This window comes from Cupriavidus sp. C3SS-1 (assembly GCF_057073755.1).
Window position 1 is genome coordinate 138328 of sequence record NZ_CP172701.1, and the last position, 18124, is coordinate 156451.

13 protein-coding genes and 1 pseudogene are annotated in these 18124 nt (G+C 61.3%); 1 reads left to right on the forward strand and 13 read right to left on the reverse strand.

Annotated features, from left to right (window positions below):
* Positions 1-362: 362 nt before the first annotated feature.
* The 10 genes and pseudogenes from ACIGJC_RS29165 to ACIGJC_RS29210 form a co-directional block, all read right to left on the reverse strand.
* Entirely contained in the window at positions 363-1295 is a 933-nt protein-coding gene (locus ACIGJC_RS29165; protein WP_483715019.1) for an electron transfer flavoprotein subunit alpha/FixB family protein, read from the reverse strand.
* 13 nt (positions 1296-1308) lie between these two features.
* The gene (locus tag ACIGJC_RS29170) at positions 1309-2058 is read right to left on the reverse strand and encodes an electron transfer flavoprotein subunit beta/FixA family protein (RefSeq protein ID WP_483715020.1); all 750 of its coding nucleotides are present in this window, start codon (positions 2056-2058) and stop codon (positions 1309-1311) included.
* 82 nt (positions 2059-2140) lie between these two features.
* Positions 2141-2452, reverse strand: a pseudogene (locus ACIGJC_RS29175) (CoA transferase); the annotation flags it as partial.
* 374 nt (positions 2453-2826) lie between these two features.
* A complete protein-coding gene (locus ACIGJC_RS29180; protein ID WP_483715021.1) occupies positions 2827-4422 on the reverse strand; it encodes a GMC family oxidoreductase in 1596 nt (531 codons plus the stop codon).
* Between the two features lie 8 nt (positions 4423-4430).
* On the reverse strand, positions 4431-5828 hold the full coding sequence (locus ACIGJC_RS29185; RefSeq protein WP_483715023.1) for an FAD-binding oxidoreductase: 1398 nt from the start codon (positions 5826-5828) through the stop codon (positions 4431-4433).
* A gap of 2 nt (positions 5829-5830) precedes the next feature.
* Positions 5831-6643 (reverse strand): shikimate dehydrogenase family protein, encoded by an 813-nt coding sequence (locus ACIGJC_RS29190; protein WP_483715024.1) that lies wholly within the window; start codon positions 6641-6643, stop codon positions 5831-5833.
* Positions 6644-6647: 4 nt separating this feature from the next.
* On the reverse strand, positions 6648-8093 hold the full coding sequence (locus tag ACIGJC_RS29195) for an aldehyde dehydrogenase family protein (RefSeq protein WP_483715026.1): 1446 nt from the start codon (positions 8091-8093) through the stop codon (positions 6648-6650).
* A 31-nt stretch (positions 8094-8124) separates the two neighbouring features.
* Positions 8125-8910, reverse strand: a complete 786-nt coding sequence (locus ACIGJC_RS29200) for an SDR family oxidoreductase (protein WP_483715027.1) — start codon at positions 8908-8910, stop codon at positions 8125-8127.
* A gap of 2 nt (positions 8911-8912) precedes the next feature.
* Complete coding sequence (locus tag ACIGJC_RS29205; RefSeq protein ID WP_483715028.1) at positions 8913-9890, reverse strand: Bug family tripartite tricarboxylate transporter substrate binding protein; 978 nt, start codon at positions 9888-9890, stop codon at positions 8913-8915.
* Positions 9891-9920: 30 nt separating this feature from the next.
* Positions 9921-12179, reverse strand: coding sequence for an arylsulfatase (locus tag ACIGJC_RS29210; RefSeq protein ID WP_483715030.1), 2259 nt, complete (start codon positions 12177-12179; stop codon positions 9921-9923).
* Between the two features lie 101 nt (positions 12180-12280).
* Here ACIGJC_RS29210 and ACIGJC_RS29215 point away from each other — a divergent pair, with 101 nt between their 5' ends.
* Positions 12281-13663, forward strand: coding sequence for an aminotransferase-like domain-containing protein (locus tag ACIGJC_RS29215; protein ID WP_483715032.1), 1383 nt, complete (start codon positions 12281-12283; stop codon positions 13661-13663).
* Positions 13664-13677: 14 nt separating this feature from the next.
* On the opposite strand, the gene ACIGJC_RS29220 is transcribed toward ACIGJC_RS29215, so the two are convergent.
* From ACIGJC_RS29220 to ACIGJC_RS29230, 3 genes are all read right to left on the reverse strand, one after another.
* Positions 13678-14910, reverse strand: a complete 1233-nt coding sequence (locus ACIGJC_RS29220) for an anaerobic sulfatase maturase (protein ID WP_483715034.1) — start codon at positions 14908-14910, stop codon at positions 13678-13680.
* Positions 14911-15324: 414 nt separating this feature from the next.
* Positions 15325-16368 carry a cyclase family protein gene (locus tag ACIGJC_RS29225; protein ID WP_483715035.1) on the reverse strand — a complete coding sequence of 348 codons (1044 nt, stop codon included), beginning with the start codon at positions 16366-16368 and terminating at the stop codon, positions 15325-15327.
* A gap of 32 nt (positions 16369-16400) precedes the next feature.
* Positions 16401-17645 carry an MFS transporter gene (locus ACIGJC_RS29230; RefSeq protein ID WP_483715037.1) on the reverse strand — a complete coding sequence of 415 codons (1245 nt, stop codon included), beginning with the start codon at positions 17643-17645 and terminating at the stop codon, positions 16401-16403.
* Positions 17646-18124 lie beyond the last annotated feature (479 nt).

Consider the following 18124-nt stretch of genomic DNA (forward strand, 5'->3'; position numbering starts at 1 on the left):
TCCTCTCCCACCACGGTACGTGCGGTTCGGCATACGGCGGTTCATTAAACACAACTGGAGGCGCCGCTGGGTCTCCAGCAGCGAAACCAACCCTGAGACGGCTCTTCGGGTTAGGCCGGGTTCATATGGCTCGCACCGGCGTTCCACCAAGGGGCCCGTCCGTTGCTTGCCGATTTCCCCGCCCGCGTCCTTCACTGCCAAGGTCGCGCGGCGGCGCATTTATCCCGGTTAGCCTGATGTTTCAGTTTCCTCTCCAGAGAGTCAGTGATCGCCACCATCGCGCGCTGCCCTGCGGTTTGGCTTTTGACGTAGATGTTGCAGTCATCGGCGTAGCGGCGGAATCGGTCCCCGGATGAGCTAAATCAGATCGTCTTGACCAGTTCCGGCAAGACCTCGAACAGATCAGCCTCCAGTCCGTAGTCGGCCACCGAGAAAATCGGCGCTTCCGGATCCTTGTTGATCGCCACGATCACCTTGGAGTCCTTCATGCCCGCCAAGTGTTGGATGGCCCCCGAGATGCCACAGGCGATGTACAACTGCGGCGCCACGATCTTGCCCGTCTGCCCCACCTGCAGGTCGTTGGGCGCATAGCCCGCGTCCACGGCCGCGCGGGAGGCACCAATGGCCGCGCCCAGTTTGTCGGCCAGCGGGGTGATGACTTCCTGGAACTTCTCCGCGCTGCCCAGCGCCCGGCCCCCTGAGACGATGATCTTGGCGGCCGTGAGTTCGGGCCGGTCGCTCTTGTTGATCTCGCGGCCCATAAACGCGCTCTTGGCCACATCGGCGACGGCGGCCACGGTTTCCACGACCGCCGAACCGCCAGTGGCGCTGGCTGCGTCAAAGCCGGTGCCGCGCACCGTGATCACCTTCACGGCATCCGCCGACTGCACAGTAGCAATGGCGTTGCCCGCGTAGATGGGGCGTTCGAAGGTGTCGGCAGTCACGACCTTGGTGATGTCACTAAGCTGTGCGACGTCCAACCTGGCGGCCACGCGCGGGGCCACGTTCTTGCCGCTGGCCGTGGCCGGGAACAGGAGATGGCTGTAGTTACTGGCGATGGCGAGCACCTGCGCAGCGAGGTTTTCCGCGAGGCCGTCCTTCAAGGACGCGCCGTCCGCGTGGAGGACCTTGGCCACGCCGGCAATTTGCGCGGCGGCTGCGGCGGCAACTTGAGCGCCTGCGCCGGCCACCAGAACGTGCACTTCGGCGCCGCATGCCAGAGCCGCGGTGACGGTGCTGAGAGTGGCACTCTTGATCGATGTGTTGTCGTGTTCGGCAATAACGAAGACTGTCATGTCGTGCTCTTCCTTAGATCACCTTGGCTTCGTTCCTGAGCTTGGCCACCAGGCTCGCCACGTCGGGCACCTTGATGCCGGCGCCGCGCTTCGGGGGCTCGGCCACTTTCAGAGTCTTCAGGCGCGGGGCCACGTCAACGCCCAGATCCTCTGGACGTACGGTGTCCAGCGGCTTTTTCTTGGCCTTCATGATGTTCGGGAGGGTTACGTATCGCGGCTCGTTCAGGCGCAGGTCTGTGGTGATCACGGCCGGCAGGCACATAGCCAGGGTTTCTAAGCCGCCGTCCACTTCGCGGGTGACGTTGACTGTGTCGCCCGCCAGTTCGATCTTGCTGGCAAACGTCGCCTGAGGCAGGTCGGCGAGCGCGGCGAGCATCTGGCCGGTCTGGTTGGCGTCGTCGTCGATGGCCTGCTTACCCAGGATGACAAGGCCAGGCTGTTCCTTATCCACCAAGGCCTTGAGCAGCTTGGCCACGGCAAGAGGTTGCAGTTCGACGTCGGTTTCGACCAAGATGCCGCGGTCCGCGCCAATGGCCATGGCCGTGCGCAGCGTTTCCTGGCATTGCGCCAGGCCGCAGGACACCGCGATGATTTCGGTGGCCACGCCATTTTCCTTCAGCCTCACGGCCTCTTCGACGGCGATTTCGTCAAAGGGATTCATGCTCATCTTGACGTTGTCGGTGTCTACGGCCGTGCCGTCCGATTTCACGCGGACCTTCACGTTGTAGTCCACGACGCGTTTAACGGGGACGAGAATTTTCATTCGAAGCGTCTTTCTATAGAGGGTCATCGGACCATGCCGGCCAGATGCGGGTATTCATCGGTTCTATCTTTTCCGCAAGGCATCACATCTGTGCGCCCGGCAGCGTCAGCACGCCCTGCTCCTTCACGGCCTGCAACTGCGCATCGCTCAGGGACAGCAGCTGCTGCAGCACCTCGCGCGTACCTTCGCCCAGCGTGGGTGGCGCGTTGCGGATTGGCAGGCGCTGGCCGTCCAGGCGGTAGGGCGGCGCGAACACCTGCGTGGTGCCAGCAACGGGGTGCGGCATGTCCTGCACCAGACGGCCGCGGCGCGTGCGCTCGCTGGGCAGGGCCTCCAGGAGGCCGGCTACGCGGCCGCAGGGAATGCAGGACTCGGCAAGGCGCTCCAGCAGCAGCTAGCGGCCAAAATCGACGCTCCTCTCAGAATATCACGCCGTTTTGCAAAGAAACTCATATCCATGTCTCCCAAAGCCATTCTGTTAAATTATGAAAGCGGGGCAATAGCGGCATATTGCGACTCCATCAAGATGGAGCGACGTCATATGTTTCGTTGATCTGCAACGCGTAGCACACTTTTCGAGTGCATGAGACTGAACCTCTTCAATCGACAAATTCAATAATTACCTGAGGATTATCTCGCGTGTCATTATTGAAGCTAAGTATTGAATAGCCGGACGACCATATGGATGCACACCAGTCTTGAAAACCGAATTCAACTGGCAGTGGAGCTCGGCCACTGCTGTGCTAATCGGCGTTTGGAAGAGCGATATCAGCGCGGTTGGTCCTCCAGGATCAAATCGGCTCCTTTTTCTGCCACCATCATCACCGCCCCCTGGATATTGCCGGACACCATCTTCGGCATAACCGACGCGTCCACTACGCGCAGGCCAGATAAGCCGCGCAGCCGCAGCCGCGAATCGACGACTGCACCCTCGTCTTCTCCCATGCGGCAGGTACCCAACGGGTGGTAGATCGTTTGACCGTTTTCGCGTGCGAACGCCAACCAGTCGGAATCGGCACTGATCTGCGGCCCTGGGCTCATCTCGCGTTCGATAAACTGCGCCATGGCGGGTCGAGCGACGATCTGGCGAGCCAGCTGCATACCGCGCACGATGCACTGCTGGTCCACCTCGCTGCTAAGGAAGTTCGGGCGGATGGACGGTCCCTGCATCGGGTCGGCCGACTTGATGTGAATGCTTCCGATGGACTCCGGACGCAGTTGGGCCACGCCAATCGTCATGCCCGGGGCGCGATCGAGAATGCGCTCGGCGGCATTGGCATAGCTCGCATGGACGAAAAAGTACTGCGCATCCGGCACCTGCAGTTCCGCGCGCGTCTTGACGAAGCCGTGAACCAGGCCTGTGCCCAACGTAAGGATGCCGGTGCGGCACGCCAGATACTGCGACACTGCCGCAGCGAGCCGCCAGCCACGCGCCATCTCGTTGAGTGTCACCGTGTTCTTCACGCGCCAGTTCATGCGCGTGGCGAAATGGTCGATGTAGTTCTCGCCCACGCCCGGCAAGGCGTGCCGCACCGGAATGTTCAGCGACTTCAGCAGAGCCGGCTGGCCAATGCCCGACAACTCAAGGAGCTGGGGCGTCTGGATAGCGCCCGCCGCCATGATGACCTCGGTGTGAGCCCGAACACTGACCTCCTGGCCATGACGGCGGTAGGTGATACCTACGCAGCGCCGGCCAGCCAGATCCACGCGCAGTACGTGCGCACCGGTCACAATTGTCAAGTTGGAGCGTTGCCGCGCCGGCTTGAGGTAGGCGTCGTAGGCACTCCAGCGGCGCCCGCCGCGCTGGTTGACCTGGTAGTAGCCGAACCCCTCCTGGTCGGGGGCATTGTAGTCGTCGTTGAGCCGCTGACCGTCCTGAACGGCCGCCTGCATGAAGGCATCTGCGATTGGAAAGCGCTCTCTGACCTGCTCCAGGTGCAGCGGGCCTTCCTTGCCCCGGGTATCTCCACCCCGCGGATAGCATTCAAGCTTCCGGAAATAGGGCTCGACATCCAGGTAGCCCCAGCCTTGGGCACCGGCGTCGCGCCAGGCGTCATAGTCCTGGGCCTGGCCGCGCACGAAGATCATGCCGTTGATCAGCGTCGAGCCCCCCAGGCCCTTGCCGCGTGGCACGGAGATGACCCGGCCGTTGGTGTTGTCCTCGGCCTCGGTCTTGAAAAGCCAGTTGTACTTGCGGTTGGTCAGTAGCTTGCTGAACCCGGCAGGGATCGGAATCCAGGGGTTGCGCGGCTCCCCGCCCGCTTCGACGAGCAGGACGCGCTGCTTACCCGAGGCAGTCAGCCGGTTCGCGAGCACGCAGCCAGCCGTGCCTCCGCCCACGATGATGTAGTCATAGGTATCCATGGTGCTTTTCAGGAGGTTGAGGGAGTGTTGAGGACCTTGCCAGGGTTCAGCAGGCTCGCCGGATCGAGGGCGCGCTTGATGCGCTGGGCCAGTTGCAGTTCGGCGGCGGTGCGGCAACGCGCGAGTTCGTTTACGCGGTACTGGCCAATGCCATGTTCAGCCGAGATACTGCCCGCGTGCGCCACCACCAGATCGTGCACCCGCGCGTTCAAATCCTTTGCATCCATGCCCTGCGGGATGATCACGTTGTAGTGGATGTTGCCGTCCCCCGCATGGCCGAAGGCGTTGACACGGGCCCCCGGGTAATACGTGTGCACCATGGCGTCGGCGTCCCGCAGAAAGTCCGGAATCCCCGAAATTGGCACTGACACATCATGTTTGAGCGAGCGTCCCTCCTTGCCTTCCGCCTCGGAGATCGATTCGCGCAATGCCCACAGCTCCGCCGCCTGCCGTTCGGACTCGGCGATCACGCCGTCCGTGGCGTCGCCGCGCTCCAGCAGGGTTTCCAGCAGGCTCTCCGTCGCGTCGCGCAGGCCGGGCAGGGATGAACTCGCCTCCAGCAGCAAGTACCAGGCCGATGCGCTGAGCGGAACCTTCAACTGCTGGTGCTGCTGCACCAACTCCAGCGCCGCACCGGACATCAGCTCGAACCCCGTCAGGGTGTCGCCGATGGTCCGTCGGGTGGCAAGCAGCACCTCCAGCGCCCGCGCGGCGGTCGGCACCGCCAGCAATACCGTGACGCGGTGCGTGGATTGCGGGCTGAGTTGGAGCACGGCGGCAGTGACAATGCCCAGCGTGCCCTCGGTGCCGATGAACCACTGTTTCCAGTCGTAGCCAGCGTTGTCCTTGCGCAGCCGGCGCAAGCCGCTGACGATCTGGCCATCGGCGGTCACGACCTCCAGGCCCAGTACTCGACCGCGTGTCATGCCGTAGCGCACGACGTTGGTTCCGCCGGCGTTGGTGGCGATCACGCCGCCGATGCGCGCCGACCCTTCGGCCGCCAGGCTGATCGGTAGCAGCAAGCCCTGCTCCGCGGCAGCTTCCTGGGCCACCTGCAGAATGCAACCGGCCTCCACCTCCAGAGTCTCGCCCACAACGTCCAGATGACGGATGGCGTTCATGCGTGCCAAGGACAGGACAATCTGCCGCCCACTGGCATCCGGCGTGGCGCCACCTGACAGTCCGGTGTTGCCGCCATACGGCACCAGAGGCACACCAGCCTGGGCGCACAGGCGCACCACCTGGGCCACTTCTTCGGTGCTGCGCGGCAGTACCGCACAGAATGGGACGCCGTGGAACATGTGGCGCCAGTCATGGCTGTACGGGGCGAGGTCGGGGGCATCGGTGACAACGCCGCGCTCGCCCACCACGTCGCGCAACTGCGCCAGGAATTCGGGCCCATGCATGTTCAGGCTCCGTTCGCCGGCGTCGACCCGCTCATGAATGCCGCCATCAGCTCGATCTGGCTGGTCAGCATGGGGGCGCCGAAGTGGATGCGGCAACCCTTGGCCTGGGCTGCCATCAGCAGCGGCGTCTCGGCGGGTTGCATGATGATCTCCGCGACAATTTGGCGCGGCTCCAAGCGGCCCGCGTCCAGCGGCAGCGCATCGCCGGGGCGAAGACCCAGAGAGGTGGCGTTGACGACCAAGTCGTGGCCGGCCGGGTCCTCGCCGCCAACGGCCAGGGTCAGCGACGGATGGCGGCTCGCAATGCGATCGATCAGCTGCAGCGCCTTGTCGGCCGTGCGGTTGGCAATGGTCAGGCGGCTCACGCCGGCGCTGGCAAGCGCGAACGCGATGGCCGAGGCGGCGCCACCGGCGCCGGCCAGATAGGCGCTGCACCCGGCCGGGTCCAGGCCCTGGCTGCGCAGTCCGCTGACAAAGCCCTCTCCGTCCAGCATTCCCCCGACCAGACGGCCATCGGCCGTGCGGCGCACCACGTTCACCGCCCCGATCAGGCGGGCCTCGGGCGTTACCTCGTCACAAAGTGCGACGATAGCGGTCTTGTGCGGCACGGTGACGATGAAGCCACCCAGGTTCTGCATCGCCCGCAGGCCTTGCACGGCCTGCGCCAGCCCCTCGGGCTTCACATGCACGGGTACCATGACGCCGTCCACCTGACGTTCGGCGAACAACTGGTTGATGCGCTGCGGCGTCTTGACGTGGTGGATGGGGTCGGCCAGGATGCCGAAGATCTGTGTGCTGCCGGTGATATCTCGCATGGTGTCAGGCCAGGGTGTAAGCGGTCTTGGTGGCGGTGTAGAACTCGCGCGCATAGGTACCCTGCTCGCGCGGCCCGTAGCTGGAGGCCTTGCGCCCGCCGAAGGGGGCGTGGTAGTCCACGCCGGCCGTAGGCACATTCACCATCACCATGCCGGCCGTCGAACGGCGCTTGAAATCGGTGGCGTGCTTCAGTGAGGTGGTACAGATGCCGGAGGACAGGCCGAACGGCGTGTCGTTGGCGGTAGCGAGGGCTTCCTCGTAGTCCCTGACGCGGATGACCGTGGCCACCGGTCCGAAGATCTCCTCCCGGTTCACTCGCATCGCGTTGTGCGTTTCGGTGATCAGGGCCGGCGAGAGGTAGTGGCCCGGCGTGGCGCGTTGCAACAGCTCCCCGCCCGCCACCAGGCGTCCCCCCTCCTGCTGGGCCAGTTCGATGTAAAAGCGGTCCTGATTCAACTGGTCTTGCGACACCACGGGGCCAATGTCCGTGCCCTCCTCCAGGGCATGTCCGACCTGGAGCGCGATCATGCGCTCGGCCAGGGCGGCGACAAAGCGGTCGTGCATTCCCTCTTGCACGATCAGGCGACTGGACGCTGTGCAGCGCTGGCCGGTGGAATAGAAGCATCCCTGCAGGGCCACCGTGACGGCAATGTCCAGATCCGCGTCATCGAGCACGACGAGCGGGTTCTTACCACCCATTTCGAGCTGCACCTTGGCGCCGCGCTCCATGCAGGCCAGGCCAACGCTGCGGCCGGTGCCGGTCGATCCGGTGAAGCTGAGCGCGCGCACCTTGGGCGAATTCGCCAGGGTCTGGCCCACCTTGGAGCCGGGACCCATAACCAGATTGAACGCGCCGGGCGGCAACTGACCGGCCCGCACGATGATCTCAGACAGCGCCCAGGCGCTGCCCGGCACCAGGTCGGCCGGCTTGAACACGACGGCGTTGCCGTACGCGAGCGCGGGTGCGATCTTCCATGCCGGGATGGCGATCGGAAAGTTCCAGGGGGAGATGATGCCCACGACGCCCTCCGGCTCGCGCGCCACCTCGACCTCCACACCGGGTCGGACCGAAGGCAGCTTTTCACCACCCATGCGCAGGGCCTCGGCGGCGAAGAACTTGAAGACGCGTCCGGCGCGAACCACCTCGCCAACGCCCTCAACCAGCGTCTTTCCCTGCTCGCGCGAGAGCAGTCGACCCAGTTCGTCCCGGCGTGCCAGGATCTCCGTGCCGATACGGTCCAGAGCATCCGAGCGTAGTTCGGCTGTCAGGCCTGCCCAGGTACGCTGCGCATCAAATGCGGCGTCGATGGCTGTCAGGGTCTGCTGCGCGTCCGCCCGGACGTATTCACCCACGACATCGCGAGTGTCTGAAGGGCTGATGTTGGGCGCAACCGATGTGCCGGCTGTCCATTCGCCAGCAATGAAATTTAGGTACGGTCTGGTGTGCATGATGCCAGTGTTTGGTTGTCGCAAAGGAATATCAGGTCATCAGCCAGCCGCCAGCCACGTCGATGACTTGACCGGTGATAAAAGTGGCCTGATCCGAAGTGAGGAACAGGCAGGCGTCGGCCACCTCATCGGGAGTACCCAACCGCCGCAGCGGCGTGACGGCCGTCACCGCATCATTGGCAGCCTTGGGCGCTCCGGCGACCATTGGTGTGTCGATACGCCCCGGTGCCAGCGCGTTCACGGTGATCCCATGCGGCCCGAGCTCGCCTGCCAGATGTCGGGTCATGCCAATGAGCGCGGCTTTAGTGGTGCTGTAATGCGCCGCAACGATGTCGAGATACGCCTTGCCAGCTACTGACGACATGGAGACGATGCGCCCAAATCGACGCTCGACCATGCCGGGCGCCAGCAAGCGTGAGAAGTGGAATACGCTGTTCAGGTTTACATCGACTACCTGGCGCCATTCGGCGGGGTCCATCTGCCAGATCGGCGCCGGTAGTCCATGGTGCTTGGGCGAAATCCCGGCGTTGTTGACGACGGTGTCCACCGGCCCCAGTACGGCCTGCGCGGCATCGCATGCCGCCTGGCACTGTGCAAAACTGCCGACGTCGGCCTGCGCGAAGTGCACTTGGCCGCCAACCTGGCGAAGGTGCGCCGCCAGTGCATCACCGGCTGTTGCATCACGATCCACCAGGCAAACAGCGGCACCCGCTCGCACATAGCGACTGGCAATCGCCGCGCCGATGCCGCCGCATGCTCCCGTGATCAGCACAGTCCGACCGGCGTGGGACTGTGTGTTTTGGCTAGCTTCCATCATGATCAGAACTTGAGGTTGGCCTGCTTGACCAGGGCGGGCCAGCGCTCGCGCTCCTGCTCGATCAAGGCCCTGAGCTCGGCTTCACCGGTCATCCTCGGTGTTGCCCCCAGCTTGCGAATCGATTCCTTAAACGCTTCATTGGACGAAAGACCGGCGATCGTCTTGTCGATCTTTTCACGTACCCTGTTGTCCAGACCGGCTGGTGCTACCAATGCAAACCAAGCCTCAACCACGAAGTCCTTCAATCCCACCTCCCCAAGCGTAGGTACCTCGGGCAACACCGAAACACGGGCCGCGCTGGTCACCGCGATGGCGCGGACCTTGCCGCTTTGGATGAAGGGCAGCACGGACGGCAGATTGTCGAACAGGAGGTCAACCTCCCCCCCGAGCACAGCGGTGATGGCAGGCCCGGCACCTTGATAGGGCACGTGGGACAGATTCAGACCAGTGCGCGCTTTGAACAACTCACCTGTCAGATGTGGCCCGTTGCCCGCCCCCGTGGAGGCAAAAAAGCTCCCCCCTTTCTCCTTTTTCTTGAGGTAGGCGATTAGCTCGGCGTAGTTCTTCGCAGGCATCTTATTGCTGACCACTAATACATTGGGCATGGTCGCAAGCAAGCTCAAAGCGGTGAAGTCCTTGCGTGAGTCGTAAGGAATCTTGGGGTACGAGGCATAGTTGAGTGCCAGGTTGCCTGCACTGGCCAGACCCAGCGTGTAGCCGTCCGGCTGCGCCTTAGCGACCGCATCGGCGCCAATACCGCCTCCTGCGCCAGGCTTGTTCTCGATGACGAAAGACTGCTTTAGCCCATTTTGCAACTGCACACCCACGAGCCGCGCAAGCAGGTCGGTAGTACCACCGGGTGGATAGCCCACGATGATCCTTACCGGCTTGGTCGGGTAGTCAGCCGCTCGTGCCGCAGACAGCGGCAGCACGCATGTGAGCGCCGCCAGCCCGGCTGCCAGGAATCGGCGCTTGGTCATGATATTTGTCTCCTTCATTTTTTCACCCTTTTACTGTTGCTTGAACACCGTCCACAGCTTGCCGACACCATCGTCAGGTGAACCATCGCCGAGCTCAACGATCATTCGCTTCAGCGTGGCGTTGAAGCGGAACGGCGGCTTGAACGCCTCGCTAATCGGCACACCCGCAAGGCCGCAGGTCAGGCCGGCGGTGGTACTGTAGGTCCACCAGGTCTTGGGGAAATCGAGCGACGCCCTTTGCTGGCCATCGACGCGCAACACCAGCTGTCCAGCGTGGCTGCCCGTGCGCTTAAAATCCAGCTCGACCACGCCCGAGCCTGTGGGCATCGGCGTGCTCATGCGATAGCCCTGCACCTCGGAGTAGAGGTACTCGTAGACCAATTCGCCGGCCCTGCAGTAAAGGACAAAGCCGGCGAATCGACTGCCCCACGAGAAGATGACACCCTCTGTGTCACGCTCCAACCCCGACAGCTCTGCACGGATCGTGTAGTCGCGATCACTGATTTCCGGGACCATGAAGCGGTCGATGCGCGCCATGTCCGGCTGGAATTCATAGCGCGACCGCTTAGCCGCCATCAGAAAGTCGCGCGCGCGCTCCGCCTCGCGGTCGTCAAGCGGCAGCACGCCGAAACGATCCGCCTGCTGCCACCAGATATCCACCAGCGACTTGAGCTTGTCGGGATGCTGCGCGGCCAGATCCTTCGCCTCGGTAAAGTCCTCGTCGAGCTTGTACAGCTCCCAGCGGTCGTCCACCGCATAGTCGGCACCCTTGGCATGCTTGACAACCGCCTTCCATCCTTCGTGCCACACGGCCCGATCACCCAGCATCTCAAAGTACTGTGTGCTCTTGACCGTCGGTGCGGATGGGTCGGCGAAGGTGTAGCGCATGCTTTCGCCCTGCATCGCCAGTTGGTCAACGCCCCGGTAGACGCGTGGCGCTTCGACACCGATGCAGTCGAGCACGGTGGGCATGACGTCGGTGACATGGTGGAACTGCGTACGCACCTCGCCGCGGCTCGCGATGCCAGCTGGCCAATGCATGATCAGCGGCGCACGGATGCCACCACCGTGCGTGTCTTTCTTGTACCACTTCAAGGGAGTGTTCGAGACCTGCGCCCAACCCAGAGGATAGTGGCTGAAGGAATATTCGCTGCCGATAGTGTCGATGCGCGGCAGCATGGCCTCGACCGTCTCCTGCTCGTGAGTCATGTGCTTGCGCATGTTGATGGCACCGAGAGCTCCACCTTCGGGACTTGCGCCGTTGTCCGAAATCAGAACAATCAAGGTGTTGTCCAATTGACCGATCGAGCGCAGGTAGCCCGTCAGACGACCGATCTCGGCATCGGTGTGCTCCAGGAAGGCCGCGAAGGTTTCCTGCAGGCGGCAGCCCACACGCCGCTGATCCTCTGGCACGTCCTCCCAGGCGACCACGCCCGGATTCCGCGGCGCCATTTCGGCGTTTTCCGGCACAATGCCCAGCTCCTTTTGCCGCGCAAAGCGCTCCTCGCGAATCTGGTCCCAGCCCCGGTCGTAGCGCCCACGGTACTTGCTGATGTAGCTGTCCGGCACCTGATGCGGCCAGTGGCAGGCGCCAAAGGCCAGGTAGCTGAAGAACGGCCTGTCGTGTGTGGACGTGACGTGATCGCGGATCTGCCCGATCGTGCGCTCCACCAGGTCCGTGGACAGGTGATAGTCTTTGCGGGGCTCGAAGTGGAAAGGATGGTTATCCTCGTACAGCTCTGGGTTCCACTGGTCAATCAGCGCGCCATGGAAGCCGTACCAGCGCGAGAAGCCCCGTCCCAGCGGCCAGTCGTGGTGGGGACCGGCCGCGCCGTAGTCGGCCAGGTTGGTTAGATGCCACTTGCCGCTGGCATAACAGCCGTAGGCATGCTCGCCTAGAACCTCGGCCAGTGTCGCCGCCTTGGGCGTGATGCGCCCTTGGTAGGCTGGAAAGCCATTGGCCCACTCGGCAATGATGCCGACACCGACCGAGTGGGCGTTGCGCCCGGTCAGCAAGCAGGCCCGCGTGGGCGAACACATGGCCGTCACGTTGAAGTTGCTGTAGCGCAAGCCGCCGCCGGCCAGCGCGTCAATGTTCGGCGTGTGGATCTCGGAGCCGTAGCATCCGAGGTCGGAAAATCCGACATCGTCCAGCACGATGTACACCACGTTCGGGGCATCCGATCGCGCCTTCTGCTGTGCGGGCCAGTGCGGCACCGAGTCCTTGTAGGTCTGGCCGATCTTACCCTCGAACTGTTCGTTGAGGCTTTGCTGCTGAGGCGTTTCCATGCGTTATCTCCTGAGTCCTTCGACGTGGTTGTAAGTCTAGTGACCCGTACCACCTTAGCAGTGGTACACTTGACTGCAACAGTCGAAGCCTCCCTAAAAGCATGAGCAACAACGTTCCGCTGGCCGAGCGCATTGCCGCCGACATCAAGCGCCAGATCGCACAGGGCCAGTTGTCTCCCGGCAGCGGCCTGGCGTCGCTTCGCGATCAGGCCAAGGCCTGCGGTGCGGCCAAGAACACCGTCGTCAAGGCCTATGAGCTGCTGGTGGCAGAAGGGTTTATCGAACCGCGCCGGGGTTCCGGCTTCTATGTGGCGGGCCGGGATCCTCACTTGCGGGTGACGGACGGATGGGCGCCAGCACTCGACCTGGCGCTCAGTTCCGTTGGCATTGAACGGTCCGAGACGGACCCCGTTCACGGTGTGCCGTCCTTGGGCGAAGGCCTGCCGCCCTCGGCATGGCTCGAGGGTTGCCGGCTCGATCGTTACATGCAGAAGATCGGCCGCGGCGGCCTGGGCACGGTTTTTCGCTACGGCGACCCCGCGGGCTACCTGCCATTGCGCAGGCACATTGCCGCGCGCCTGCATGGCTTCGGCATAGCCGTGGACCCTGCACAGATCGTCCTCACCCAAGGGGCCTATCAGGCGGTTGACCTTGTCATCCGACACATGGTCCGCCCCGGCGACCATGTCCTGGTCGACGATCCGGGCTTTTATCCCACCTTCTACAAACTACAACTCCAGGGGGCACAGGTCCACGGCGTGCCCCGCACACCGGAGGGCCCTGACATCGACGTGCTCTCTCAACTGTTGCGACGGCACAAGCCGCGCCTGTTTTTCACGCAGTCCTGCGGACACAATCCGACTGGCAGCGATATGACGGGATCGATGGTGCAGGAGCTGACCGACTTTGCGCAACGGCATGGCCTCGTGATAGTGGACGATGATGCGTTGGCCGATTTTTCCCCTTTGCGCACTCCGCGCATTGGAGCGGGCGACCAGCTCGCACAATCCATCTATGTCGGCAGCTTCTCCAAGTCACTGTCGAGCGTGGTGCGTGTCGGCTTCCTGGCCTGCAGAGCCGATCTCGCGCGTGAGCTGACGCGGGTCAAAACCATTGTCAGTCTAAACAGCTCGTTGTATGCCGAGCGCACGGTGGACGCGGTGATCACCGAAGGACGCTTTCGCAAGCACGCCCTGGCCCTGCGCGCCAAGACACGAAACGCCACGCGCGCCGCGCTGTCGTTGTTCGACGAACACGGTGTCGAAGTCTTCGCCCGTCCGGAGCAAAGCCTTTACCTGTGGGCGCGCCTGCCTGGTGTGGAAGATTCGCTGTCATTCGCCCGCCAGATGTTCGCACGCGGCATTGCGATGGCCCCGGGCGCCATCTTCAGCCCCAACACGGCGTCAAGCTCCCCCTGGTTTCGCTTCAACGTCGGATTTCTGGGACCAGATTCTGCTATCGCTGAGGTTATCACCTCGATTTGATTGCCTTGACACGGTCAGACCAAGGCCATGATTTCATCGACGTAGCGACCGTGACGCAACAAGGTAACCATGGTCTTCATCGAATGGTCGATGTGGGTGAAGAAGGCCCTGTAGCCGGCACAAAGATAGTTCAGACCAGGCTCGCCGTCCGGGGTCTCGATGAACCGGTTGCGCGGACATTCCCCGTAGCAGGCGAAGAGCACCGGACACTGCCTGCAGTACTTCGGTAGCGTGTCGAATTTCGCATTGCCGAAGCGACGCTGCTGCTCAGAGGCCACCAGCGTACCCAGCGGAGTGTCCTTGATGTTGCCCAGTTTGTGCTCAGGCTCTACGAAGTGGTCGCAAGAATAGACATCTCCATTGTGTTCGAGCGCCAGGGAGGCGCCGCAAGTCGGTGAAACGACGCAGCTGTTGTGCTGGCCGAGCCAACTTCCCAGCGCCACGTCGAACGTCGTCACGTACACCTGCCCCACATCGCGCTTCACCCATTCGTCAAAAATGGCGATGAGGAAGCTGCCGAACTTCTCGGCTGACACCGATCTGGAGGTCACACGCGAGCCCTCCTGCCGGTACAGCGGTCGATCCTTGCCCTTGAGGCCGCCCCAGCCCTGGTTAGCGAGCATGATCGTCTGCTCGGTCGCGCGCTCCACAATCGGGATGAGTTGGATGTACTGCGCCTTCAGTTCATCGCGGAAAAAACGATAGACCTCCAGGGGGTGGTCCGCGTTGCCAGCATGCACCGTACACAGGACGTTGCTTTCGACCCCGTGCCGCTGCAGGCAATTCCATCCCCGCAGCACCTGGTCGAACGTGCCCCGCCCTTTTCGGTCGACGCGATAAATGTCGTGCATGGCCGGAGGCCCATCGACGCTTACCCCGACAAGAAAGTTGTGCTGCCGGAAGAACCCCGCCCACTCGTCGTCCACCAGCGTCGCATTGGTCTGCATAGTGTGCTGGATATGCTGGTCAGGCCGGCGATACCTCTCGGCAAGCTCCACCGCTCGCCGGTAGAAATTGAGGCCGCGCAGCATGGGCTCGCCGCCCTGCCACGAGATTTCGACCTGCGGCCCTGGCGAGGACTCGAGGAGTTGCCGGACATAGGTCTCCAGGGTTGCCTCGTCCATGAGATAGCGGTCATTGGGGTACAGGTTCTCCTTGGACAGGAAGAAGCAATAGGTGCAACCCAGGTTGCAAGCCGCTCCCGCGGGCTTGGCGAGAAGGTGATAGTGCTGCTGTTGTGCTTGCATGGGGTACTCCGAAATGGTTTACGGTCGGGACGCCGGCTAACAGGAGAGCTGACACGAATTCGTACGGCATGGACAGCCAATTGCCCGGCAGGTTGCGGACAGAACCGAATACGGGCCTACAGCACACCCTCTATCCTAAGTCCGTCAACGTTGCAGTAAGTCTAGTGACCCGTACCACCAACGCAGCGGTACACTTGACTGCAACAGTCGAAGCCCCCCTAAAAGCTCGCAATCAACGGCCCAGTCGTAGGCAGGCACTCATCTCGCGCTGACTTGGCCGGCATCCCAGTGCCACCAACCGCTAATCTTCGCTGCCATCATTCCGCGGCCAGAACCGAGTATCGACGTATGACTACCCCGTCCCACAAATCCCTGCCCTGTTCTGCTTGCTCCAGCAGGCCCTAGACGCGCAACTCAGACGGTGGCCACCGGGGTTACCGGCGAACCAACGGCCCCAGGCAAGCGCAGCGGTGGGGCTGTCAGAAGACAGTAATTCTTTTCATTCAAACTCGCCCAGGCCGCCAGGTCCGACAAATACCACAATTCACCAAGCGGCAGTCCGAGCTTAAAAAGGCAGTGGTGATGCAACGGCAGGATTTTATCTTTTTGCGGCGATAATTCCGTGGGACACTGTTCGATTGCGTAATTATCGGAACAAATCGCTGCAATTTTTGATTCACTGATCCACTCAAGCAGCTTCTTGTCGTTCCCATCCAGGACGCAGCCATAGTTCTGAAAGACCTCAGCAGAGGGGCAGTCCCGCATGTCGATGATTTTCTGGCCGAGCCCCGTATGGATTAGCAGAATGTCACCTGGTTCGATCGAAATGGATTGTGCGCCCAACACGGTCAATATGTCGCTCAAGCCGACGATTTTTCGCTCACCACCGAAGTACTTGAAGAGATCAACGATAACACCGCGCCCCTGAATAGCCTTTTCCGCAAGATTTTCAATCCCCAGTTTTCGTGCAGAGGAGCCAATGCTACCTGATACGCAACCGCATCCAAGGTAATCGTTATCTTTCGGCCCGACGACATCGATGCCGGCACGGTAGCCGTTGTAATAGCAGTACTTCAACTGCCCATCACCATCGATATCGAAGCGCGCACCAAAATGGGCGAGGGAATCCCACTGAGTGGAGAACTGCAAAGATATCGTAACCTGATCGTCGCAGACGATATCATTGAGGCTCTTTTGCTCCCTGGCCAGAGGAAAATTGAAACGAGATCCGGATGCCGCATGGACGGGAGCAATAACCGGGGCTTTACGATTTGGGTTCAGCGTCTTTTCACCGGGAAGATCCAGGGGCAACGATAAACAGAACGACAGGCCCTTGCCCACCTCCCTGACAGCATTCATAACCTGCGTCGGAGTGATGAAATTCAGGGTTCCAAGTTGGTCATCGTCACCGAACTCTCCCCAGTTCGATCCCTCGGGCCGACATATCCATCTCTTCATTTTTCAGCCTTAATGTAAATCCAATCGAAAATTCATCTATTTCGAAATTCTGAAAACTTCCGCTTGGATTTCTCAGGATTCTGGAAAATCACCGCAAGCGTCGCCCCCAGCAAAACCATAACTCCAGTTGCGACAAAGCCAATTTCGTACCCGTGATTTGGACTTGAGCTGAAGTGCTGAATAAAATACCCCATCACCACCGGAGCAATGACTCCGGAGAATTGCCCAAAAGCTATATAGCCTCCAACTACGGAGCCCCTCTGGCTATCCGGCGAAACCTCCGCAAAGACCGAAGCGCCGACAGCATTACACATCGGATACAGGCTAGCTGAGACTGCGATCAACACTATCTTGGATAAATTGCTTATGCCGGGGACCAATAGCAGACACAGCGATAGCCCCGCAACGATGCCACTTACGCCGATAATTCCAATGCGGGAAACTCGCGAAGAATATCCCGCCCTGATCAGGCGTTGCGATAGCCAACTGAGAGCAACTCCGACTGGGATACCTACGCCAACGATCAATGCAAAGATGCGTCCGGACATCAGCGAGTCTAAGCCGAGCCCCTTGGTCAGGTACGCCGGCAGCCAGGTCAGACAGTTTGTAAGCGCCCAAAATGATGCGAACGCGTTTATGTAGCCGAAGAGAATTGTGCGATCAGTAAAAAGACGGAAGTATGGCACCCTGAAACTCTCATCATTGAGATGCGCACCGCCTTGTTCTTGAGCAGCCACGTTCCCCACAGTTCCTTCGTGACCAAATAACAGCCAGAAAATCACCCAAACAAGCCCGACCAGTGTCATCGTGAGAAACGCTGCACGCCAGCCCCACTGGCTCTCAATGTAAGGAAAGACAACACCTGCCAGCAGTAGCCCGATAAAGGCGCTTTGATTGATTATGGCAATCGGCACACTTCTACTGCGATCAGGGAACCATTTGCACACACAGTGAACAGCAACATTGAAAGTCGGTCCCTCGGCTGCCCCTAGCACCACCCTGCTGGCCAACAGAATTGCGACGGAGGAAGTCAAGTAGATTGGGATTTGCGCGACAGCCCAAATCACCGCAATGACAAGCAGGATCCAGCGCGTCTTTACCTTGTTGGACAGAAAGCCAACGAGCAAAGCAGAGAGGGAGAATAGCCAGAATATGCTCCCTCCAATCACACCAAACTGCACGGGCGTCAGATTGAAGTCCCGCATAATCGGTACGGCGAGCATCCCGATTAGGGCTTTGTCGAGAAAATTGATGACCATTACCGATGCCAGCAGCATGGTCACTATCCACCCATTAGTTCCCACTCTCGGAACCGCTGAAGGCGACAATGTCACACCCCCCATCAGACCATCTGCTCTTGAATTTTGTGTCTCCACTTTTGCTCCTCCTACATTCATCGTGACCGACTAAGGCCGTCACTACCGTCAATCTTCAATTGCGCGAATCAATGAAAAATGCAACAAGCACTAAATGCCAGGTAATTACCCAAAACTCTTTCTTATGAAAAAGGGACGTGATCGCGAACGTACTGGATTGTGTTGTTCGCAAGGTCCCGTCGACAAGTAGTAGCCCTTTTGCGGTTCTTAAGTATGGGATGGTGCCCTCGCACAGATCACCGTTCGATTGGTCGATGAGCGCGTGGAAGCCGTACCGACAGGAGAACACTCGACTCTGGGGCCCGACGCCAGTTGCCTGCCGCATAGCAGCCATTGCTCTGGTCAGCCAGAATCACAGGCGGCGTGACGGTTGCGCCCCG